We start from the raw sequence: 22,388 nt of genomic DNA on the forward strand, positions 1-22,388 counted from the left end.
TTGACGAATAGTCGTTTATGATGAAAATACTATAAAGTTTAAATTTCTACTTTTATAAAAATCTATACCTAATACATTATTCATCCCCCAGTAATGCACTTGCAAATTCACTGGCTACAAAGGGTTGTAAATCATGTAACGACTCACCAACACCAATCCAATAAACAGGAACGGGACGCACACCTTGACTACCCGATGCCACCGCAGCCAAAATACCTCCTTTTGCAGTACCATCTAGCTTAGTTACGATTAAACCCGTTAATCCTAAAACGGCATCAAATGCCTTAATTTGTGCCAGTGCATTTTGCCCTGTATTACCATCAATCACGAGTAATACCTCATGTGGTGCGGTACTTTCTGCTTTTGTAATCACCCGATGGATTTTCTTCAATTCTTGCATCAAATGTGTCTGTGTCGGTAAGCGACCTGCTGTATCAACCATTACCACCGTTGTTTTACGTGCTTTACCTGCATTAACCGCATCAAACGCAACAGCAGCAGGATCACCTCCATCTTGAGCAATCACTTGTACATTATTGCGAGCCCCCCACTCTATCAACTGCTCTCTTGCTGCTGCACGAAATGTATCGCCTGCCGCTAATAACACACTTGCACCACTTGCTTGAAAATGATGTGCCAATTTACCAATAGAGGTTGTTTTACCAGCCCCATTAACCCCAGCTAACATCACAACATTGGTTATATCAGGATCTAGCGTAAACCGTTTTTCCAAGGGTTTAAGGTGTTCTACCACTAATTCATACAAGGCTTGTTTAACTGCTTTGGCATCTTCTATACGTTCTTTTTTTACCTTAGCCCTTAATTGACTTAATAGTGATTGTGTCGCTTCTATCCCAGCATCTGCCATAATAAGTGCCGTTTCTAGCTCTTCAAATAAATCTTCATCTACTTTAACCCCTACAAAAAGGCTACTAATATTTGACCCTGTTCGAGCTAATCCTTTTTTCAAACGACTTAACCATGATGCTTTTTCCGCTGGAGGCGTGGCACTAAATACTTCCTCTTCTATCCGCTCTTCAGTAGTATGGTGTTTATCCGTATTGTCTGCTTTATTCTCTACCTCTTCAATATCTGTATAAGTATTTTCTTGCGTATTTTCAGATAATGTATTGATATTATCTAGTGTAGATGCTTGTTTATCATTTAGATTTAAACTATTTTCTTCTACAACAATTTCTTGTGTATGATTAAAATCCACACGATTATTTTCTTCTATACTTACTTTTTGATAAGGTGTATCCGTAGTTTGCTCTTTATTCTCATGTAGACTATCAAAATCCATATAATTATCTTTAGGTAACTCTACTGGATTACTTATTATATTTTCTGCTATAGAGCTATCAAGTAAAGCCGTTTGTTCAAGAGTATCCTCAGTGGTTTGATCTAATACTTCTTCACTGGTGTTTTCTCTTACTGACTGAATTGCTAAATCTTCTATGTCTGTTTTTTCTTCTTCTACTTGATAGCGTAAAGGACTATCTTCTGGAATCTCTGCTAAAGCCGCTTTTTCTAACTCTTCATCAGAAATAGGTGGTAGGGCATCACTTAATGTAAAGTGGATACGTACCTTTTCATCTTCTCCCCCCTGTACAGGTGCAGTATCGACTACATTCACCGCATTGGTAGAACAGGTCACTTCTTTATCAAGACTTTCTTGAATAATGGCTTCTGGTTCTATATCATTAGGCACAGGATTTTCCTGATATTCAGGCTCTATAGTATTCATTTCTACTGCAGATACTGTAGATAGTGAGACACTTTCTTGATTGTTTTGAGTCGTCTCAGTACCCGCTTCTACTGCTTTATCCTCAATAATTTGCTGTTCTGCTGTTGTATCAGCTTTATCTTTATTACGCCAACGTTTGAAAAAACTAAACATAGAAATATTCTTTTAAATAAGGATTAATAAATAAACAACTATTGTACCGTTAATTGAACAAATACGTTAAGTAAAAAACGGCTTTTTTACTTACTTCTTTTCTTCATTTCGCTTATATTTTAAATATATCTTAACTATAAATTTTCTCTTTTATCCCCTCTTATTTTTAGCTAGCGTATAATAATTTACTGTGAATAACTTTATTTCCTCATGTCATAATGTCATCTTCTACCCAAAAAGTTCGTATTATTGGTGGCACATTACGCCGTACGCCACTTCCCGTTATTGATGTCCCTGGTTTGCGTCCCACTCCTGATCGTGTCAGAGAAACACTATTTAACTGGGTTCATCATTTATGGCAAGGGCAGTATGCAGATAAAGCCGTCCTTGATTTATTTGCGGGAACAGGAGCTTTGGGTTTTGAAGCGGCATCACGGGGGGCATACCATGTACAACTTGTTGAGTCTAATCCTATAGCCCTACAAAACTTACGTATGGTACGCGACAAACTTAACTTGCCTCAAGTCCGTATTCATAACCATGATGCATTACTTGTACTCAGACGTATGGATGCCTCACGTTTTGATTTAATTATGCTTGACCCCCCCTTTGATACACCTTTACTTGAAAAAGCAACACCTTTTTTAAGTAATATCCTTAAAGCAGGAGGACTAGTTTATATCGAGTCTAATCAACCCCAATTATTACCAGAAGAAGAGTTTGAACTTATCCGTTCTTCAAGAGCAGGTATGGTTTATTTTCATCTGTTTGAACGTAAAGCATAATCCGTACAGATACCTTAAAAATACGATTTTTATAACAACTATCAACTGCTAAACATATAAAAAATAGTCAAGTACTTTAATGTCATAGCCTTTGACTCGACTCTATTTGCCATAATTATGACCCACTTATCTCTTCCCAGAAAGTCGCTCCTATTTATCTATTATTGCTTGATTATTGATGTGCTATAGCCATATATTGTTTTTCTTTGTAAACCTCTAATGCTGTTTTTATAGCACAGTGACGGGCTTTAATAATTTGTTTATCTTGATCACTTGATCTCACCTTATCCATATTACGTAAGCGAGTAATATGGCTGGCAAATGCTTGACGAGCTTCATCATAGGGTAAGCCTAATCTACGATTTTTAGGCAAACAATAAGCCTCATCAATACCTTTATAATTTAAAGGGTTCTCAACAAGTTTTAGATGTTTTTCAAGTATAGTAAATTCATATAAGGCATTTTTTAGACTACTTTTCATCGCATGACTATTTGCATTTCGTTCTAAATCAATACTTAAAATCGCTTTTTCATTAGCAATAATGGCATAAATATCTTTTTTTAAAGCCGTCTGAATAATTTGTTGATGAATTCTAGTTTGTGTACTTTTAATAGCATGACTTAACCTGCTTGAGTTTAACCGCTCAAGTCCTTTACTTTCAGATACTAGTAAAAATATAAAACTACTCATTTAACCAATTCTCTCCATAAGACTTAACTGCTTGTGTTGTATCAAAACCATATTTTCTAATAAACTCTGCTCCATGCCATTCTTTCATTAACTTTAATGTGTAATCAGGCATCTCTGTTTTAGCTAACCAGCGCCAAGCCATATCTAAATCACCAGCATTTTCTGCTGCTAATGCTTCTTCCATATAAATTAGCTCATCATCTACTCGTTCTGCTATCAATTCAGCTCTTGTATTTTCAGTTAAATAACTTTTTAATTCCATCATCTACTCCTACTTTATTCGATACAATATTATGCTATTTTTTACTTAATGAATAGATACATTTTAGCAATATGGTCAAAAAAGTCCTACTTTTACTTTCCCTCTTTTTAGTAGCATGCCAAGCAACATCTAGCACAAAAGGGAAAAACCTTATTATTTTTTTCGATAAAAACCAAACAACTACTCAACAACTTCTTGAGAAAGGGAAACCTTGGCAATTACAATTAGTCTATGATTACCAAACACTACACGGTATGGCTGTCTATGTACCCAATGCAGAGGATATTGCTCAAGTCAAGGATTTTTATCATCAACAACCAGAAGTATTTAGTGTCAATGAAGATCAGAAAATGGAATTACACTAAAAACTATTCTATTATTTTTGTATAACATTAAACCCATACAGTGCTACAACTTTATTACCCAGTTAGTCAATACCTTCTTTTCTTACGGTTAAAACCTTACTATAAATTCAAAAATACTTATTTAATTTCCTATCTAATAAAAATGATTTTCATTTCGCTAGCAATACCTTAAAAAGGGTTTTCTTTTCCGAACGATATAGAAAGCAGTATAATAGACGAATTATTTCATCTTTTAGAGAATATTCATGTTAGTTGCTGTTTATCCGGGTACTTTTGATCCTATTACGCGAGGCCATGAGGATTTAGTACGCCGTGCTTCAGGTCTTTTTGAAAAGGTAGTGATTGGCGTAGCGGCAAGCCGTGGCAAAAATCCCTTCTTTACACTAGAAGAACGCTTAAAAATCGCCAGCGAAGTCTTGGGACATTATCCTAATGTGATTGTCAAAAGCTTTGATGGTCTGCTCAAGGATTTTGTTCGGCAAGAGGAAGCCCGCGTTATTATCCGAGGATTACGAGCCGTATCTGACTTTGAATATGAGTTTCAAATGGCAGGTATGAATCGTTATCAGCTACCCGATGTTGAAACACTCTTTATGACCCCCTCCGATCAATATCAATTTATATCAGGAACTTTTGTTCGTGAAATTGCTCAACTCGGTGGTGATGTGAGTAAATTTGTATTCCCCTCAGTTGAACGCTGGTTAATCAAAAAAACGGCTGAACGCAAACAACTCGCCCAGCAGTAAAGGAAGTAAAAATGGCACTAACCATTAGTGAAGAATGCATTAACTGTGATGTTTGTGAACCGCAATGTCCAAATGATGCTATTTATATGGGTCCTGAGATTTATATTATTGAACCCGATAAATGTACTGAATGTGTAGGTCACCATGATGAGCCACAGTGTATGGTCGTTTGTCCTGTGGATTGTATTAGTCCCCATCCAGAATGGAACGAAACTCCAGAACAACTAATGCAAAAGTTTATTGAATTACAAAAACGGAAAGAAACATAGTACGCTAATACCCTCGTACTACACTATAGAAAAAGGCATAAGGCAAATAAAAATTATTATTATTTGTTAATTTTTATACGAATAGATTATTTTGGCACTTATATTTTTATTTTCCTTATAATAGCAATACTCATTGGGGAGTAGTCTCTTCTGCCGAAGGTTTACGTCAACATACTTAGCCAATAGCTATGGCGTAAACGACGAAATTTTTTCGTTTGACAAGACCTTTGATTATATTATGGTTGCCTTGCCGGACAACTATAGTGTGGTCATTTGTACTTGTTTTCCGGCAATAAGGTTGTTATCCCATGAATGCTTTTCTTATCTCTTCTAGTACGGTTGCCCTTGCCGAGATGGGCGACAAAACGCAACTCCTCGCCTTTCTTTTAGCATCTCGATTCAAACGTCCTATTCCTATTATTCTAGGTATTACACTAGCGACACTAATTAATCATGGTTTTGCTGGCTCTATTGGTGCTTGGCTAAGCAATCTTGTATCACCCGATATTTTACGGTGGGTACTCGGTATATCCTTTATTGCTATGGCAATTTGGATGTTAATCCCTGATAAGCTAGAAGCAGAAAAAATCTCTTTTTCTTCTCGTTTTGGTGTTTTTGGTGTTACTTGTCTTACCTTTTTCTTAGCAGAAATGGGGGATAAAACACAGATTGCAACAATAGCAATGGCGGCTCGCTTTGATCAAACCGCGTTGGTGATTCTTGGTACAACAGCAGGTATGCTTATCGCAAATATCCCTGCTGTATTCTTAGGTGAAAAATTTGCCCATCACTTTTCACCAAAACTCATTCATACTATTGCAGCAAGTATCTTTATATTATTAGGGATAGCCACATTATTTGAAGTCGATAAATTATTTGGTGGCTTATTCTAAAACCTCTAATATCCTTACCAAATAAACAGTAGAAGGCTTTATAACAAGCCTTCTTATCTTATGATTTCTCTAAAATCAAATTCTCTCTATGACATTTATAAGTAATATTACCTTATTGTCATTTTTATCCTTTACAATAAAAGTGTGCTAGGACATTTTGTTCAAGGCACTTTTTAGGAGAAATATGATGACATTAATGAAAGCAGCTGTCTTTATTGAGCCAGGTCGTATTGAGCTAGTCGATAAGAAAATTCCTGATGTTGGTCCTAATGATGCCCTAATCCGCATTACAACGACCACTATTTGTGGTACAGATGTACATATTCTTAAAGGTGAATATCCTGTTGCCAAAAATCTAACAGTAGGTCACGAACCTGTAGGGATTATTGAAAAATTGGGTAGTAATGTCAAAGGTTATCAAGAAGGACAGCGTGTGATTGCGGGTGCTATTTGCCCAAGCTTTACCTCTTATCCTTGCCAAGACGGCTATCCGTCTCAAGATGGAGCTTATCTTACCGCTGATGGGACATGCTCATGCCACGGGTATAAAGCAACCGCAGGATGGCGATTTGGTAATGTTATTGATGGCACACAAGCAGAGTATGTACTTGTTCCCGATGCTCAAGCCAATCTTGAACCCATTCCTGATGGACTTACAGATGAACAAGTATTAATGTGTCCCGATATTATGTCCACTGGTTTTAAAGGAGCAGAAAATGCCAATATCCGTATTGGTGATACTGTTGTTATATTTGCTCAAGGTCCTATTGGCTTATGTGCAACAGCAGGTGCTCGTTTATTAGGTGCAACGACCATTATTGCCGTAGATGGTAATGATGAACGTCTTGCTATTGCTAAACAGCTTGGTGCAGATATTACCGTAAATTTCCGCCATGCTGATGTGATTGATGAAGTAATGAAAATCACTAAAGGACGTGGTGCAGATGCCTCTATTGAATGTTTAGGAACACAGCGTACTTTTGAACAAGCACTTCGAGTCCTTAAACCTGGTGGTACACTCTCTAGCCTTGGTGTGTATTCAGAAGACCTTGTTATTCCACTTAATGCATTTGTGGCAGGTTTAGGCGATCACAAAATCAATACGGCTCTTTGCCCTGGTGGTAAAGAACGGATGCGCCGTTTATTAAACGTCATACAAAGCGCTCGTATGGATTTAAGTCCTCTTGTGACACACCATTATAAACTAGATAATATTGTTGAAGCCTATGATTTATTTGCCAATCAACGTGATGGTGTACTAAAAGTCGCTATTAAACCTTAATTAGTAGTCAATTATTTCATACTACAATAAATTAACCCCTATCACATACGATAGGGGTTTTTATTACATGATCAAAACCACATGTTTATGACTCAAACGCTGCTGCGGCTCGCTGCAAACGATCATTCAATGCTTCCCAATCTAGGTCTTGTGGTAAAGCCTGTACACAAATCCGTTGGTATCCTTGTGTATCCAACTGTCGTAATAAGGCATAAATACTTTTTGCATATACCGTTGGATCATCAGAGACAGGATATAAATCAATTGTAGATTGCTTATCAGACAAACTCAACGTATTCTGATGAGAAACCACGCTCAAATGAGAAATAGCTAGTTCTTGAAGTTTTAATAAATCTTGAGGGAACCCCATTAAGACCCATTTTTCATTTTTGGGAATATGGGTGAGTAAACCCTTATAATCCTCTTTTTGTACCATTTGTAGGGGAGTATGAGGTGCATAATGTGCTTTAAGTGTGCCTGATACCCGAGGGGCAGCCTTATCAGGACTTGCTGGCATATAACCCAATACATCCGCTAATTGCTGACGGGTAATATGCCCGGGACGCAATAATACCGCTCCAATACCTTCAGCTATACGGGATAAATCTACAATGGTTGATTCAATCCCAATATCCGCATCACCTCCTTCTACCACATATAATTGATGATGCTGAATTTCACCAGGAAACTCACTTTCTACATGAGCAGCACTTGTCGGAGAAACTTGCCCAAATTTATTCGCTGATGGAGCAGCAACACCTGCATTTGGTCTTAACTGTGCAAAGGCACGTAATAACTGTTGCGCAACTGGGTGTGAGGGACAACGTAAACCAATACTAGGCTGCCCTCCACTGACAGCATCAGGAATATGCTTAGCTCTAGGCAAAATAAGGGTTAAAGGTCCTGGCCAAAAATGCTGAATTAATAATTTAGCCTCTTCAGGAACATGACTTACCCAATAGCTTATATCTGCATCAGGTGGTAAATGAACAATCACAGGGTGATTTTGTGGTCTGCCCTTTGCCTGATAAATTTTAGCAACTGCCTCTGGATTCTCAGCATCCGCCCCTAAACCATATACTGTTTCAGTAGGAAAGGCTACTAGCTCCCCTTTTAATAATAATTCTGCTGCTTTAGCAATACACATATCATTAGATCTTTGCATTGAGATGAAGAATATCACTAACTTGACGGGCATAATATATCAGCTGTTGTGGATCTTTATTCACAATATTGATATGCCCCATTTTACGTCCTTTCCGCGCTTCTGCTTTTCCATAAAGATGTAAATTTACACCCGGTAGCGCTAATACACTCGCCCAATCAGGCTCTATCGCTTGTTCACCACCATGAGCAAACCAACTATCCCCTAAAATATTTAACATAATGGTTGGTGCTAATAAATCAGTTGAACCTAATGGCATACCTGCTAATACACGTACCTGTTGTTCAAATTGACTACTTAAACAAGCATTCATCGTGTAATGTCCGCTATTATGAGGGCGAGGTGCTATCTCATTAGCAACAAGGCGGTTATCTTCAAGAATAAAGAACTCGACACACATTACACCAAAATAGTTTAATCCTAAAGCAATTTTTATGGCGGCTTCTTGAGCTGCTTTTTCTATTGTAGGATCAATTTCCTCAACCCCGACAACGGAACTTGATAGGATACCATTAATATGTGTATTAACCCCTATAGGAAAGAGGGCAGTTTTTCCATCAAACCCCCTTGCCATCACAACAGAAACCTCTTTTTTTAGAGGAAGCATAGCTTCTAGTACACAGGGAACTTCACCAAAAGATTTAAAAGCCTCTACCGCTTCAGCAACCGATTTAACACGTGCTTGTCCCTTTCCGTCATAGCCTAAACGAGCCGCCTTTAAGATGGCAGGAAATAAGGTATTATCTGCTTTTTCTAAATCTTCTATCGTACGAATTTCTACATAAGGGGCAACGGGAATACCTTGTGAAGCAATAAAGGCTTTTTCTGCAATTCTATCTTGTACAACAGCAACCACAGCTGCTGATGGGCTTATTCTTATCTGTGATGATAAGTATTTAAGACTAGCTGCGGGTACATTTTCAAATTCTGTTGTTACCGCTTGTGTATAAGATAATAACGTATCTAGTCCTTTCATATCATCATAGGCAGATACTACTTCATATTCAGCAACACGTCCAGCAGGGCTTTCTTCCGTTGGTTCTAATACAACCACCTTATAACCAAGGCTTTGTGCTGCATGACAAAACATACGACCTAATTGACCACCACCCATCATACCGAGTGTATGTCCAGGTTGCAGTATTGCCGAATAAGGTAATGGTTCTTGAGGTAAATCTCTATTCATTATTCAACCTCTGGTAAATGCATTGCACGAGCAGTTTCTGTTTGTTTTGCTCTAAAGGCAATAAGTTGTTGGCGTAAATTATTATCATGCATCGCTAGTGTTGCAATAGCGTGTAAAGCAGCATTGGCAGCCCCTGCTTCTCCAATCGCAAAAGTAGCTACAGGAACACCCTTAGGCATTTGCACAATAGAAAGCAAAGAATCTTCTCCGCGTAAATAACGTGAAGGGACAGGCACACCAAAAACAGGGACTTCTGTTAAGGCAGCCATCATTCCCGGTAAATGAGCAGCACCCCCTGCTCCAGCAATAATGGCACGAATACCTTTTTCAAAAGCGGTTGCGCCATATTCAGCCATATCATGTGGCATACGGTGTGCTGAAATTACTTTTGCTTCATAAGGCACACCAAAATCTTTTAATATCTTAACAGCATTTTGCATAATATCCCAGTCACTGGAAGAACCCATAATTACGCCAACTTTTGCTACTGTCATTTACTTTAACCTTAAAATAATCAATTCATAAAGAAAAGAGCTACTATGTATTCACCCTAATTCTTATTTTTATATCAAATCGATAGAGAAATTATTTGTTTATATTCAAACTATTTCTCTATCTTATATCTATTAGGCACGCAAGCGATCTAAAGCCTCTCGGTATTTAGCCGCTGTTTTTTCTAATACATCTTGCGGTAACCGTGGAGCTGGAGGAGTCTTATCCCATACTTGTTTCTCTAGCCAATCACGTACAAATTGCTTATCAAAAGAGGCTGGACTTGTCCCCTCTTGATAGGTATCAGCAGGCCAAAAACGAGAAGAATCAGGGGTTAGTACCTCATCCATTAAATGCAACTGCCCTTTATCATCTAAACCAAATTCAAATTTCGTATCAGCAATAATAATACCTTTACTTGCCGCATACTCAGAAGCTTCTTTATAAAGTCGTAAGGTAACATCACGAATTTGCTCCGCTAACTCTTTACCTACCACATTGATAACATGATCAAAGCTTACATTTTCATCATGTTCACCTACTTCTGCTTTAGCGGCTGGTGTAAAAATAGGCTCAGGGAGTTTGCTTGCTTGTTGAAGTCCTGTTGGTAGCTGAACACCACATACTGCCTCTGTTGCTTGATAATCTTTCCAGCCTGAACCAATAATATAACCACGAGCAACTGCTTCCACTAATACAGGTTTTAAGCGTTTAACCACCATTGCTCGCCCTTTGACTTGTTCTATTTCATCTGGTGCAACAACCTCTTCGGGACGAATACCTGTTTCATGATTAGGGATAATATGTGCTAATTTTTTTAACCAAAATTCTGTTAATTCAGTCAGTACTTGCCCTTTCCCCGGAATAGGATCATCTAAAATAACATCAAATGCCGAAATACGATCACTGGCAATAATTAATAATTTATCATCACCCACTGCGTACATATCACGCACTTTACCACGGGCTAATAACGGTAAAGACTTTAGACTTGATTGGTGTAAAGTACTCACAACAGAACCTTTGAAAGAGGAAAAATAATGCTCTATTTTACATCAGATTAGAAGAATGCTTAGTATCCGTAGAGAATATACTATCTAAAAAAATACCACCTAACGAAAGGTGGTATTTTTACTGTTATCATCAACTTGATGCCATGCGATAAGATAATGACCTATTTTACTTGTTGCGCCAACTCACCTGAAGTATAACGAGCGGCCATATCCACTAAAGTAATTGGCTTAATTTTGCTTGCTTGTCCTGCAGAACCAAATGCTTCATAACGGGCAATACATAATTGTTTTGCGGCTTCTCGTGCTGGTTTATTAAATTCACGTGGATCAAACTTAGAGGGATTCTCTGCTAAGAAACGGCGAATTGCACCTGTCATTGCCAAGCGAATATCCGTATCAATATTCACCTTACGAACACCATATTTAATCGCTTCTTGGATTTCCTCTACTGGAACACCATAAGTTTGTTTCATATCACCACCAAACTGACGAATTTCTTCTAGTAGTTCTTGGGGAACACTTGACGAACCATGCATTACAATATGTGTATTGGGTAAGCGTTCATGGATTTCTTTGATACGTTGGATAGAAAGAATATCCCCTGTTGGTTTACGTGTAAACTTATATGCCCCATGACTTGTACCAATGGCGATCGCTAAAGCATCTACTTGTGTTTGACGCACAAAATCAGCCGCTTGTTCGGGATCAGTTAATAATTGTTCTCGTGTTAATGTACCCTCTGCACCATGACCATCTTCTTTATCACCTTGCATGGTTTCTAATGAACCAAGAACTCCTAGCTCACCTTCGACAGAAACACCCAATGCATGTGCCATCTTAACGACTTCTTTGGTTACTTCAACATTGTACTCATAGCTTGCAATGGTTTTACCATCCGCCATTAGTGAACCATCCATCATCACACTAGAAAAGCCTAGATTAATAGCACCTTGACAGATAGCCGGTGATTGACCATGGTCTTGATGCATCACCACTGGAATTTCTGGATATGATTCAACAGCTGCTTGAATTAAGTATTTCAGAAAATGCTCACCTGCATATTTACGCGCACCAGCAGAAGCTTGCATAATGACAGGGCTATTCGTTTCTTTGGCAGCCTCCATAATGGCTTGAACCTGCTCCAGATTATTCACATTAAAAGCAGGTAAACCATAACCATGCTCAGCGGCATGATCTAATAACTGACGCATTGACACAAGTGCCATATCTTTTTCTCCTAGAGATAAATCAATATTATTTAGAATATAGAACTACCCGTAATTTTAAATCTTATTCCAAATAATTGCGTAAAAATAGAGGTAAAGTTAAAAGAAAACTCAGAAATAAACGATATTTAGAAGCATACTACCCAATAGAATACTATTTAATCGTTTTTACTATATTTCTTAGTATCTAGAATAAACTCTTACTCATTAGTGTAACGAACTGACTTTTCTAAACTTTTTACTGTTGGAATAAGCTCAATATTTAAGGCATCAAGAATTTTACGAATACTTTCAAAGCGTGGTTTTTGACTATTTAAAGTTTGATAAAGACTCTCTCTTCCAATACCTGCTTTTTTAGCTAGCTCATTCATTCCTTTTGCTCGTGCAACCGTATTTAATGCTTCAATAAAGTCCTGGTCTGTTCCTTCTTTTAGAGTCTCTGACAAATAAAGGGCAATTAACTCATCATTATCTAAGTATTCTGCAGAATCAAATGTTGTCACACTATATTTTTCTTTTATATCTTCATTTATTTTCATTTCTTTCATCTTTACTCCTAGTTAGTATTAGGTGAGGTTCTTCAAATCTGCCCATATAGATTTAGCTTTCTCTATATCAGTCCGTTGAGTAGATTTATCCCCTCCATTTAGTAAAACATAAATAACATTACCTTGTTGTGCATAGTAAATACGATAGCCCTTACCGGTATCTATTCGCATTTCACTTATCCCTCCAGAATTTGTAATAATTTATGATCACCAAAATTTCCTTTTGCTGCTCGCTCAATACGTTTTAAAACATTAATTTTTGCTAATGGGTTATTTAATCGCTTTAACCATTGTTTAAACTCATCAGTTTGTTTTATCTCATATTTTATGTATTACCTCCCTACTGTATTGTAATGAAAACATTACAACATAGCAAGGGATAATTTATTATAGTAATCTGCTTAAAAAGCAAATATAAGATTATTATGATGTGGTTTATAATTATTTCAAAATAGGTTTTAATGGCAAATAAGTTTTTGAAAATTGGATATCATATACCGTAAAAACACTTATTTGTTCTATAAGCAAATATATAATGTATTCCCATCCTTTTAAAACAACCGCCTATTCACCAAACACGGTAGTAATGTTCTCACCGTATTAAGTCGTTCTAAAGATAGCGTCTGCACTTGAACTCCAATCTCCGTACCACACCCTGCTAATATGACACCCATAGGATCAATTATCATACTATTACCTATACCCTTAGTAGGTGTTTGTCCACTTGCTAATACATAAGCGGTATTTTCAATAGCACGGGCTTTTAGTAAGGTTTCCCAATGCATCTCTTTGGCTGAACCCGCTATCCAATTTGCACTCACACTTAATACATTAACCCCTTTATCAATCAATGCTCTTGCTAGTTCAGGAAATCTCAAGTCATAACAATTGATCAACCCTATTGTGAAATCCTTAATTTTAAAAATTCCCAACATACTGCCATCTGCTTTTATATCAGCAGGTTTTACTTTGTCAGACTCTTTAAATTTAAAGGCATCATACACATGGATTTTATTATAGCGAACAATAATCTCTCCCTGTGGATTAATGACAACGAGTTGATTCTGTACCCGAGGCTCATCACTATATTCACTAGGGCTTATGACACCAACCACAATAAATAATTGATACTGCTTAGCAAGGGTCTGTATAAATTGAATAAAAGTAGGCGTATGTTGATACGCAAGTGTTTGCAATACGGGTAAATCTGACGCAAAAGAACACATAGCCGCTTCGGGAAGCACTAATAATTCAACTGATTGTGCTGCACTTTGCTCAACAAGTTGTTGAATATACTGTTTATTGGTTTCAATATCATTACTTGCTGGAAATTGCCCTACGGCTACACGTAATACATTTTTATCCATCATTTATTTTCCTATATAGATAAATTTATAACTATTTTATCGTTATATATACGATATTTCCAATAAACAGAAAATAATGAATAACCAAGCAAATTTTACGAGCAAAGCGAGAAACTGCTTGAGCGACTTATCAAAGTAATTTATATAACTCTCTATTAAGTTTTTATTAAAAATACTTAATCTTTAAACTCTTTTAATAAAACAGCCATACTATTCCTCTAAAAGCACGGAGAAATAGTGAATAACCAAGCGAATTTTTCGAGCAAAGCGAGAAACTGCTCGAGCGACTTATCACTATTTATAGTGCTTTTTATATAGCCTCTAAATTTTATGAATACCCCCTATCGCATTCCTCTTACTTGAAAATGCACTTCATCTAATTTTTCACCTGATAAAGATAATAGTTCAAGTTTAAATGAACCTGCTTGCAATGGGATATAAGCAGGATTTGATTGACTAACCGCTTTCCCATTTAAAACCCATTGAATTTGCTTTGATAGTTGTTGATTAACCATTCTTGCCTCCAAACGTAGCTGTTGGTTCTCTGCCGGAATATCAGGATCTAACGCAATAATTGTTCCATCTGTTGGCATACTAATCATACCCACACCCTCTTGAGATGCTGCTATAGAACTCACCAATCGAATACTTTGCTGCTGCGTACCTTCTATAAAATATTCTTTTCGACTCGGCTCTATAGCAGGTTTATACTCAATCTGTTCAACTACTACTCCCTTAGGCATTGGGACAAATACTGAAGGCGTTTCCTGATGTAAGTATTGCATCACATCATGCCATATCGGAGCAGCACCTGAAACACCACTAATATTCCGCATACTATGACCGGCACTATTACCTACCCATACACCAACCGTATAACGAGATGACCAGCCTACTGTCCAGTTATCACGCATATCCTTACTAGTCCCTGTTTTAACCGCTGTATCAAATGGTGTACTTAATGCACTATCTAAACCAAAAGTTAATGCTCTTGCCTGTCTATCCGATAAAATAGACTGAATAATCCATGCACTCTGAGGGCTAAACACCTGCTCACCTTGCGTATCTTGAACCACTTCTACAGCAGAAGAATTATCACCAACGCTCTTTGTTATACGCCTATTTTCCTCTCGATCAGATAACCATTTTATGGGGGTATAATAGCCCTGATTAGCTAAACTTCTGTAAGCATTTGTCAAACTTAATAAGGTAATATCTGCACTACCTAATGCCAAACTATAGCCATAAAAATCACCCTCTTCGCTCAAAGGCAAACCTAAACGTACCAATGTATTCCGAAAGGATTCTGCACCCAACATGGTTAATGTTTGTACGGCAGGAATATTTAAAGAAGACGCTAAGGCTTTTCGAATAGATACCCAACCTTTAAATCCTTTATCATAGTTTTGGGGGATATAAAGCCCAGTATCAACCGCAATACTTAAAGCACTATCATTCAGTAAAGAAGCAGCAGTAAGATATTTTTTATCAAAAGCCTGTGCATATAAGAAGGGTTTTAAAGTAGAGCCTGCCTGTCGTAATGCCTGCGCATGATCTACCTCTTGTGCAGATGATAATGATCCTGACGAACCAACATAGGCTAATATTTCACCTGTCGCATTATCTAAAACCACAACAGCCGCATCACTGATCTGCTCATGGAATAAATCCATTAATCTCGTTCTAATACGCTCACTGACAAACTGTTGTAACTGCTTATCAATAGTAGATTTGAGGGTTTTATCAGTCGTATGAATAGAGGATAAATAATGTTTTAAAAAAGCACGTGCAAAGTGGCTACCTTCTTTTGCCTCATCAACAAATGTACCATGCAAATAACTAACCGCATTATTGACAAAAACATCCAGATAATCACAGCTATTCGGACGTATCAATAAACAAGTACGATTCACCAAGGTATTTATCTTCGCATTGGGTGCTTTTAACATCGCCACCAATAAAGCACTTTCTTTTTGGTTTAAGGCATAGGAATATTTTTGAAAAAAAGCCTTAGCCCCTGAAGCCATACCTACTATTTCTCCTCGCAAAGGAACAAGATTTAAATAGGCTTCAAGGATTTGCTCTTTACTCCATATTTGCTCTAATCGAATCGCATAGGCAATTTGCTGTATTTTTTGCCAATAACTACGCTGCTTACCTTGTCGTTGTAACTCTGGTAATAATATACCAACCAATTGCATGGTAATGGTTGATGCACCACGTGAGGTTGATGAAAAAAGCTTATCCTTTACTGCCCCTAGCCAAGCAAACCAATCGACACCATGATGCTGATAAAACCGCTTATCTTCAGATTGCAATACCATCTGACGCAAAGTAGGTGAATACGCTTCTAACTTTGTCCAAGGTACTTTACGTTGCTGAAAATCATCACGAATAGCAATTAAGGGTTCACCCCTTCTATCTACTATTTGAATAGAAGAGCTTTGTGTCTGCCTTACAACTTGCTCATAACTCGGTACAACTTGCCCCCATGCCCATATATACAGCCCAAGTATAAGAACACAGAAAAATATCGTAAATACTAACAGGAGTTTTATTATTTTTTTCATTAAATAATATCCCATTTATAAAAACCGTGAAATTATGCTATTTCACGGTTTTATTTAACTACATTTAATGTGCTTTTACCTGTATTTCTTTATTAACTGTCTCACCAAAAATAGCAGGTGCATACATGGCCTCCACACGAGTAACAGGTAAGGTGAATCGTCCTACATTATTTAAACGAACCACATAATCTAATGTGACTTCCCCCTTATCCATAAATTGATAATAAGCACGATATACATCCTCTTTTCTTTCTACAAAGACAGGCTCTTTATCATCTAATGCGTAGAATATATCTTCTTCTGCATTATCTGCTTGATTATCTTGTTGTGTATTAATAACAGAGTCTCGACCTAGACCTGAACCCAATATCGTTGCACCACTTGGGATAGGATCATTAACCACTACCCATGTCATCGGTGCATCAGCTATAATACGCAACTTAACACGGTACACATCACCGACTGACCACTGCCCCATAATTTTACGTTTAATCGGTTCGATTAATTTTTCAACGCGATAACCTGCATAGGTATGCTCTATTGGTTCAACCGCTGCCAATGTAGAAACGGTTGCCCAAGCTGAACCTTTTCCATGAAGACTTAAATCCATATTAGCTTCTTGTTTCGTTAGCCAAGGAATTTCAATTGCTTGGTTAAGTCCTATTTTTTCCAATTTTTTAGGTTCTTTATAACCAGCACCCGTAACGGTAATATTGGCATAACTATCATTAGCTGGGGCTTCAAATGTTTGACTAAAGGCATGAATCGCTAATGTACCAAATACATTATTAGTCGTTGTTCCCCATTGTCCTTTTTGTTGTGCATGAACAAGTCCTTGCACTAAATAAGGAATATCTTGTTTCCATGCCTCTTGATTCATCACTGTAAATAATAATTTTGCATGAAGACTATTGCGATCTTCCATCAACCACCATAGCTCATTCAATGATTCAAACTCTTTAAAGACTAATCTATCCGCTTGGCGTGCCATACGATCTAAAATAGCTTGTCGAAGTTGTTTAAGCGTCTCTGCCTGTTGTTCCGTCTCTAAATGACTGTGAATAATATACAAATTCACTAAACTGGCTGTACTATAAGACTCTCTAAACGGATAAGCCTGCATCATACTCTCTGTCACAAGATTATAACGAGCCAGTGCTGACAATAGGGTCAAGTCATAATCTGTCTTGTCGGGTGTTGGTATCCAATCCCGTGTATTCTTGATACGACCTTGTACTACCCCTTCTACAGCATTTAGCATTTTTAGTTTTGCTTCTTCAGGAAGTGCAAATTGCCATCCTAATTGCGAAGCATCTGCCGAAATTGCTAATAAATGAGCATTAAGCAAAGGACTACCTCTTAACATAGCACTTGGATAATAGCGAACAAACCCTAATTGATCTATATAGCTTGGGATTTCTTGCATTAAGATATCCCAACGATCTACATCCTGTAAACCCACGGCAATAGAGGCTTTTTGTTCAAAGCATGAGAAAGGATATTGAGTAAAATAATGTTCTACCCCTTCTAGGCTAGTACTAAGGCTATCTTGTAACTGTACAAGGATACCCCCACGGATTTTATTACCAACCGTTAAAGCACGAGTAGGCGCTTGTACAGGTAAAGATAAAGGTTGCTTATTCGCTTCTAATTGCACTAATTGCGATTGTCGGATAGTTACAGGAATAGCAGGAATTAAGCGTTGTGATACCCTAATACTATCTTTTAGCTTTTCAGCCCCATCTTCTGCTACCTCAAGCGCTTTAAATTCCCATGTTAGGTTCTGTACACCCTCAATATCATTTAAGCGTAAAGGATCTATTGTCCATGCTACTGTATTTGCATATCCTGCTAATACACGGACTTGTTTCGGTGCTAAACTGAGTAAGGGTTGATCACCTTTTTTCACCTCAGCAGTTATCTTCAATACTTTATCTGTCTCTGTTGTATTTCTGACGGTTAATGTAGCATCAAATTTATCCGTATCCCGAATTAATGTGGATAAACCAGAGATTAATTGAATATCCTGACGGCTTGTATAATCCACCTTTTGTGTACCAAATGCCTCTGCACCAGCATCTGCCACCGCCACCAATTCAAACTGTGAAATACTATCATTAAGATTAAAATCAACTGTTGCATGACCCTGTTCATCTAAAACAACATTAGCTTTCCAGAAAACCAAGGTATCAAATAGTTCTCGAGTTGGTGCAAGCCCACCACCGCCACCGACAGGGACAGCTTTACGACCATAGTGTCTTCGACCAACCACTTCACCTTGTGCTGTTGCCGTATTCACTAACCATGCACGTTCTGGCCACATAGCAGTTAATACATCTGTTGTCGTATTTTTTGCTAACTCTAATAGTGCTTTATCAACTGCAAATACAGTAACATTCGCTAAAGCAGCTGGTTTACCATCTGATAATTTAGCATCAATGGTTACCGTTGCTCTTTCTCTCACCTGATAAACAGGTTTATTTAATTGCAAGGCAATATCAAGATGATGTTGAGGATTTTTAACAAGCAGTTTAGCTGATCCAAAACGGAATGAAGGTTTAGCCAAATCAATTAATGTGCTTGCGCCATGCGATTGCTGACTATCATTTACCCACAATCTGCCTTCATCATTCGCATCACCTCGAATGCGTCCTCTTACCGATAATACCGTCACAAAGACGTTGGGAGACCAATCTTCTTTCACTTTTAATTTGAAAGTCGAACTATTTTTTTCAAACTGTACGATCTCATAATCAATGACCCCATCTCGCTCAATACTGATTAGAGCAGTTGCTTCTTTAAAAGGAATCCTAACATCAAAGATAGCTTCCTCTCCTGCAAGGTAAACAGGTTTATCTGCAATCACATCTACCCTATCGGTATCATTACCTGTGTACCATGAAGCACCATTAAATACCCATAAGGGGATATCCGTAATATAGGTGTTATCACTGGTGTCGCTTGCAATAACAGATAAGTTAAGTTGACCTTCTTCCTGAAGTTGGCTAGTACACGTGAGTACACCTTGTTCATTCGTAAAGCCCTCACATATATCACCTAAATCTACCACTTCTTCATGTATATCATAGGTATAAAAACCACCGACTAAACGTTTACGTACGACATTACTCTTAATTTTAGTTGCTTTCACGACAACATATCTATCATCCAATATTTGTCCTAATGGATTAACGGTGATGACATCAAAAGTAAAATCTTTTTTAGGTTCAAAATAGCGTTTGCTTCTTACCCCCGGAATTAAAGCAGATGATAAAGCACTCACCGTATGAGAAATGGTTTGTACTTGACCATTCGGATCAAGGAAACTCACCTCGATTAGAAAATCTGTTTTACCATTAAATTCAGGTACATTATCAATAGTGACTTTAGCATTACCATTCGCATCTAAGGTAAATGATTTTTTATCAAGAAAAACTTTACGTTCTTGTTCCCCTAAAGATTGGGCAGTAAAATCCACATCACTTATTGAAGTAATATTAAAATTAAACGTTTGAGGAATAGCCATTGCGGATACTTCAATCGGTAGTAATGCGGCAGCTCCTCCAGCGATATAATTCACCTGAATATTTGCCTCTAGCTGTTGGGGATTAATCAATATATTTTCGACTTGTTGGCTCTCACTAGATACCTGAATACTACCTTTTAAGAAAGGCACTTTAAATGACTCTACTTGGAAAGTATCTGTTCCGTTTACTTGATATATGTCATCCTCACGGCGATAAGTGATTGAGTAAGTACCATTTTTGGCTGTTTTTGGAATTTCCCAATTGGTTTCTGCATATAAACTACCATTAGCAGCTGTTTGCCATGTTAATGGCAAAGTAATTTCCTCATCAAGTGCATCAAGCGATAAGACTAGATCTGTTGGTAATGGTGTATTCTGACTCGGTGTTAGTAGCCCATCTTTGCTTTTTTGACGAACTAAATGTTTAATGTTGAGTGTTTCACCCGCTCTTAATAAAGTACGACCTAATACAGGATGTAATATGATATCTTGTTTGGTGTTTTGTTCCCAATAAGGATTTAAATTAAATGCCCAACGTTCAATACCATTATTCCAACTACTTAATGCAAATGCATAATCCTCCATTCCATTGGCTAAAGGATGAGTATCAGGAATACGAATACTTGCCATATAGCTATAGTTATCATAAGTACACTGACGATTCTCAGGCATTTTACCTTTATAATGGAAAACACCTTCTTCATTCGTTACACCTGTGGCAATTTCAGTATTATCACAAGTTGATAAGCGAACTTGGGCATTAGGAACAACTTTTGCATCATCCAAACGAGTTACCCATACTAAAGCACCCTCACTACTAGTTTTTAGATGCACAGCAAAATTGGTAACTAAAGCAGCTGTTCGTACATACATAGGTTCACCACTTTCTGTTAATTGGCGACCTAATTGTTCTGATTTGGCTTCTAATACATAAAATCCCGGCTTTTTAATCGGAATGCCAATCACTTCTGATTGATTTTTATGATTGTCTGTTGTAGGTAAATCATAATACTGAATATCTTTTTCTTGTGTTAAGAGCGATACATTGCGTGTATCTATTTCTGGTAATTCATCATATTCAGAAGAAAAACCACTTAATATACGCTGAATATTTTGCTCACTATAGGTTGTTTCTGCTAAGCGAGGAATAACCGACAACCATTTTCTCACATCAGCATCATTTTGTGTTCTCCATTGCGCAACGGTTGTCTGCACAGCTTGATTGCCTGATACGTCATTAACATGACGAACAGTTACGGGAATCATAGCAGGATTTTTATTAAGATTAGCCTCTGTTGTGTTAGCAAAAAGTTCAATAATACCAAAAGAACCCGTCGCAAATTTTAATAAAGGTGGATAATCACCTATCTTCATTTTATAAGGGAATCGATTTGTATTACTCAGCAATCTACCGATATCATCCTTTAATTCTCCCTCCAGTTTTACTTCAATGGAAGTATTGGGGTTAAATGGGCCTTTATAGACTAACTGGCTCACAACAGTATCTTTAACAATCTCCTCTGGAGCAATCTCTTTTCCATCTACAAATACATGCAGCTTACTTAATTCTTCTGAAGGAACAAAAGCATCGTTTGTAAATTGCACCCGAATATCTCCCAATGGAGAACAATCGGTTTTAGCATTAACTCGATCACATAACACTTTCGCTTCAAATGGCGATCTTACAAGATATTTACCTTCTATATCTTTCCCTAGCTTAATGCCGTTTTGACTCTCTACATCTTCTTTAATATGAAGAACAACCTTACCATCCGTGGGAAGTGGGCGAGTACATTGAACAAAAACACGATTTTCATCTTTATCCCGTAAAACAGCATCACTAGAGACCAGCTTAACAGGAATCTGTTCTCCAATCCCATCAACAAGGCATACGACATTCTTTTCTATTGAATCAGCGGAGACGCTTTGGTTGAAAGCAAGCTGAAATACTTGATCTTCTGCAATACGTGTATAAGAAGAATCTTCTGTTGGATCCATATAGCGAATATAAAACCCTTCACTATAAGCAAAAGCACTTGTTGATACTGTTATAGCACCCAAAAGACTCAATATACTATTTTTTAGTCGCATTCGCTCTCTCC

The 22,388-nt window shown here is 37.5% G+C and carries 19 protein-coding genes and 1 riboswitch; of the genes, 6 read left to right on the top strand and 13 right to left on the bottom strand.

The window, feature by feature from the left end:
• Positions 1-76 precede the first annotated feature (76 nt).
• Positions 77-1,900 (bottom strand): signal recognition particle-docking protein FtsY, encoded by a 1,824-nt coding sequence (ftsY, locus tag F9B76_RS10520; protein WP_423805501.1) that lies wholly within the window; start codon positions 1,898-1,900, stop codon positions 77-79.
• Positions 1,901-2,118: 218 nt separating this feature from the next.
• Between ftsY and rsmD the strand changes: the two genes are divergently transcribed.
• Positions 2,119-2,685 (top strand): 16S rRNA (guanine(966)-N(2))-methyltransferase RsmD, encoded by a 567-nt coding sequence (rsmD, locus tag F9B76_RS04995; protein ID WP_159991119.1) that lies wholly within the window; start codon positions 2,119-2,121, stop codon positions 2,683-2,685.
• A gap of 172 nt (positions 2,686-2,857) precedes the next feature.
• Here rsmD and F9B76_RS05000 read toward each other — a convergent pair whose 3' ends face one another.
• Together F9B76_RS05000 and F9B76_RS05005 are read right to left on the bottom strand one after the other, a co-directional pair.
• Complete coding sequence (locus tag F9B76_RS05000) at positions 2,858-3,376, bottom strand: hypothetical protein (protein WP_159991120.1); 519 nt, start codon at positions 3,374-3,376, stop codon at positions 2,858-2,860.
• Positions 3,369-3,641 (bottom strand): hypothetical protein, encoded by a 273-nt coding sequence (locus F9B76_RS05005; protein WP_159991121.1) that lies wholly within the window; start codon positions 3,639-3,641, stop codon positions 3,369-3,371. The genes F9B76_RS05000 and F9B76_RS05005 overlap by 8 nt, the downstream gene beginning before the upstream one ends.
• 68 nt (positions 3,642-3,709) lie before the next feature.
• On the opposite strand from F9B76_RS05005, the gene F9B76_RS05010 reads away from it, so the two are divergent.
• The 5 genes from F9B76_RS05010 to F9B76_RS05030 all read left to right on the top strand — a co-directional run bounded on the left by F9B76_RS05010 (position 3,710) and on the right by F9B76_RS05030 (position 7,193).
• Positions 3,710-4,003: a hypothetical protein gene (locus F9B76_RS05010; RefSeq protein WP_159991122.1), complete on the top strand. Its 294-nt coding sequence runs from the start codon at positions 3,710-3,712 to the stop codon at positions 4,001-4,003.
• Positions 4,004-4,248: 245 nt separating this feature from the next.
• Positions 4,249-4,749 (top strand): pantetheine-phosphate adenylyltransferase, encoded by a 501-nt coding sequence (gene coaD, locus F9B76_RS05015; RefSeq protein ID WP_159991123.1) that lies wholly within the window; start codon positions 4,249-4,251, stop codon positions 4,747-4,749.
• Between the two features lie 11 nt (positions 4,750-4,760).
• On the top strand, positions 4,761-5,018 hold the full coding sequence (locus F9B76_RS05020) for a YfhL family 4Fe-4S dicluster ferredoxin (RefSeq protein WP_159991124.1): 258 nt from the start codon (positions 4,761-4,763) through the stop codon (positions 5,016-5,018).
• Between the two features lie 123 nt (positions 5,019-5,141).
• Positions 5,142-5,235, top strand: a riboswitch (yybP-ykoY riboswitch).
• A gap of 91 nt (positions 5,236-5,326) precedes the next feature.
• Positions 5,327-5,911, top strand: coding sequence for a TMEM165/GDT1 family protein (locus F9B76_RS05025; RefSeq protein WP_159991125.1), 585 nt, complete (start codon positions 5,327-5,329; stop codon positions 5,909-5,911).
• A 184-nt stretch (positions 5,912-6,095) separates the two neighbouring features.
• The gene (locus tag F9B76_RS05030) at positions 6,096-7,193 is read left to right on the top strand and encodes an NAD(P)-dependent alcohol dehydrogenase (RefSeq protein WP_201289275.1); all 1,098 of its coding nucleotides are present in this window, start codon (positions 6,096-6,098) and stop codon (positions 7,191-7,193) included.
• 85 nt (positions 7,194-7,278) lie between these two features.
• Here the strand turns inward: F9B76_RS05030 and F9B76_RS05035 are convergent, their stop codons facing one another.
• The 10 genes from F9B76_RS05035 to F9B76_RS05080 all read right to left on the bottom strand — a co-directional run bounded on the left by F9B76_RS05035 (position 7,279) and on the right by F9B76_RS05080 (position 22,377).
• On the bottom strand, positions 7,279-8,340 hold the full coding sequence (locus tag F9B76_RS05035; RefSeq protein ID WP_201289276.1) for an L-threonylcarbamoyladenylate synthase: 1,062 nt from the start codon (positions 8,338-8,340) through the stop codon (positions 7,279-7,281).
• Between the two features lie 4 nt (positions 8,341-8,344).
• A complete protein-coding gene (locus F9B76_RS05040) occupies positions 8,345-9,544 on the bottom strand; it encodes a 5-(carboxyamino)imidazole ribonucleotide synthase (RefSeq protein WP_159991127.1) in 1,200 nt (399 codons plus the stop codon).
• Positions 9,544-10,038, bottom strand: a complete 495-nt coding sequence (purE, locus tag F9B76_RS05045) for a 5-(carboxyamino)imidazole ribonucleotide mutase (RefSeq protein ID WP_159991128.1) — start codon at positions 10,036-10,038, stop codon at positions 9,544-9,546. Before purE ends, F9B76_RS05040 begins: the two co-directional genes overlap by 1 nt.
• Positions 10,039-10,170: 132 nt before the next feature.
• On the bottom strand, positions 10,171-11,049 hold the full coding sequence (locus F9B76_RS05050) for a phosphoribosylaminoimidazolesuccinocarboxamide synthase (protein ID WP_201289277.1): 879 nt from the start codon (positions 11,047-11,049) through the stop codon (positions 10,171-10,173).
• A 161-nt stretch (positions 11,050-11,210) separates the two neighbouring features.
• Complete coding sequence (gene fba / locus F9B76_RS05055) at positions 11,211-12,275, bottom strand: class II fructose-bisphosphate aldolase (RefSeq protein ID WP_159991129.1); 1,065 nt, start codon at positions 12,273-12,275, stop codon at positions 11,211-11,213.
• A 200-nt stretch (positions 12,276-12,475) separates the two neighbouring features.
• Positions 12,476-12,823 carry an addiction module antidote protein gene (locus F9B76_RS05060; RefSeq protein ID WP_159991130.1) on the bottom strand — a complete coding sequence of 116 codons (348 nt, stop codon included), beginning with the start codon at positions 12,821-12,823 and terminating at the stop codon, positions 12,476-12,478.
• An 18-nt stretch (positions 12,824-12,841) separates the two neighbouring features.
• Positions 12,842-12,994 carry a type II toxin-antitoxin system RelE/ParE family toxin gene (locus F9B76_RS10350; RefSeq protein ID WP_159991131.1) on the bottom strand — a complete coding sequence of 51 codons (153 nt, stop codon included), beginning with the start codon at positions 12,992-12,994 and terminating at the stop codon, positions 12,842-12,844.
• 380 nt (positions 12,995-13,374) lie between these two features.
• Positions 13,375-14,193, bottom strand: coding sequence for a carbon-nitrogen hydrolase family protein (locus F9B76_RS05070; RefSeq protein ID WP_159991132.1), 819 nt, complete (start codon positions 14,191-14,193; stop codon positions 13,375-13,377).
• Positions 14,194-14,531: 338 nt separating this feature from the next.
• Positions 14,532-16,760, bottom strand: a complete 2,229-nt coding sequence (pbpC, locus tag F9B76_RS05075) for a penicillin-binding protein 1C (protein WP_159991133.1) — start codon at positions 16,758-16,760, stop codon at positions 14,532-14,534.
• Positions 16,761-16,824: 64 nt separating this feature from the next.
• A complete protein-coding gene (locus tag F9B76_RS05080; RefSeq protein ID WP_159991134.1) occupies positions 16,825-22,377 on the bottom strand; it encodes an alpha-2-macroglobulin family protein in 5,553 nt (1,850 codons plus the stop codon).
• Positions 22,378-22,388 lie beyond the last annotated feature (11 nt).

It is taken from the genome of Pelistega ratti (assembly GCF_009833965.1).
Lineage (GTDB): Bacteria > Pseudomonadota > Gammaproteobacteria > Burkholderiales > Burkholderiaceae_B > Taylorella > Taylorella ratti.

Bases quoted from the DNA above. Each gene is read 5' to 3' on its own strand.
- ftsY (WP_423805501.1), bottom strand. From the start codon at position 1,900: ATGTTTAGTTTTTTCAAACGTTGGCGTAATAAAGATAAAGCTGATACA.
- rsmD (WP_159991119.1), top strand. From the start codon at position 2,119: ATGTCATCTTCTACCCAAAAAGTTCGTATTATTGGTGGCACATTACGC.
- F9B76_RS05000 (WP_159991120.1), bottom strand. From the start codon at position 3,376: ATGAGTAGTTTTATATTTTTACTAGTATCTGAAAGTAAAGGACTTGAG.
- F9B76_RS05005 (WP_159991121.1), bottom strand. From the start codon at position 3,641: ATGATGGAATTAAAAAGTTATTTAACTGAAAATACAAGAGCTGAATTG.
- F9B76_RS05010 (WP_159991122.1), top strand. From the start codon at position 3,710: ATGGTCAAAAAAGTCCTACTTTTACTTTCCCTCTTTTTAGTAGCATGC.
- coaD (WP_159991123.1), top strand. From the start codon at position 4,249: ATGTTAGTTGCTGTTTATCCGGGTACTTTTGATCCTATTACGCGAGGC.
- F9B76_RS05020 (WP_159991124.1), top strand. From the start codon at position 4,761: ATGGCACTAACCATTAGTGAAGAATGCATTAACTGTGATGTTTGTGAA.
- F9B76_RS05025 (WP_159991125.1), top strand. From the start codon at position 5,327: ATGAATGCTTTTCTTATCTCTTCTAGTACGGTTGCCCTTGCCGAGATG.
- F9B76_RS05030 (WP_201289275.1), top strand. From the start codon at position 6,096: ATGATGACATTAATGAAAGCAGCTGTCTTTATTGAGCCAGGTCGTATT.
- F9B76_RS05035 (WP_201289276.1), bottom strand. From the start codon at position 8,340: ATGTGTATTGCTAAAGCAGCAGAATTATTATTAAAAGGGGAGCTAGTA.
- F9B76_RS05040 (WP_159991127.1), bottom strand. From the start codon at position 9,544: ATGAATAGAGATTTACCTCAAGAACCATTACCTTATTCGGCAATACTG.
- purE (WP_159991128.1), bottom strand. From the start codon at position 10,038: ATGACAGTAGCAAAAGTTGGCGTAATTATGGGTTCTTCCAGTGACTGG.
- fba (WP_159991129.1), bottom strand. From the start codon at position 12,275: ATGGCACTTGTGTCAATGCGTCAGTTATTAGATCATGCCGCTGAGCAT.
- F9B76_RS05060 (WP_159991130.1), bottom strand. From the start codon at position 12,823: ATGAAAGAAATGAAAATAAATGAAGATATAAAAGAAAAATATAGTGTG.
- F9B76_RS10350 (WP_159991131.1), bottom strand. From the start codon at position 12,994: ATGCGAATAGATACCGGTAAGGGCTATCGTATTTACTATGCACAACAA.
- F9B76_RS05070 (WP_159991132.1), bottom strand. From the start codon at position 14,193: ATGATGGATAAAAATGTATTACGTGTAGCCGTAGGGCAATTTCCAGCA.
- pbpC (WP_159991133.1), bottom strand. From the start codon at position 16,760: ATGAAAAAAATAATAAAACTCCTGTTAGTATTTACGATATTTTTCTGT.
- F9B76_RS05080 (WP_159991134.1), bottom strand. From the start codon at position 22,377: ATGCGACTAAAAAATAGTATATTGAGTCTTTTGGGTGCTATAACAGTA.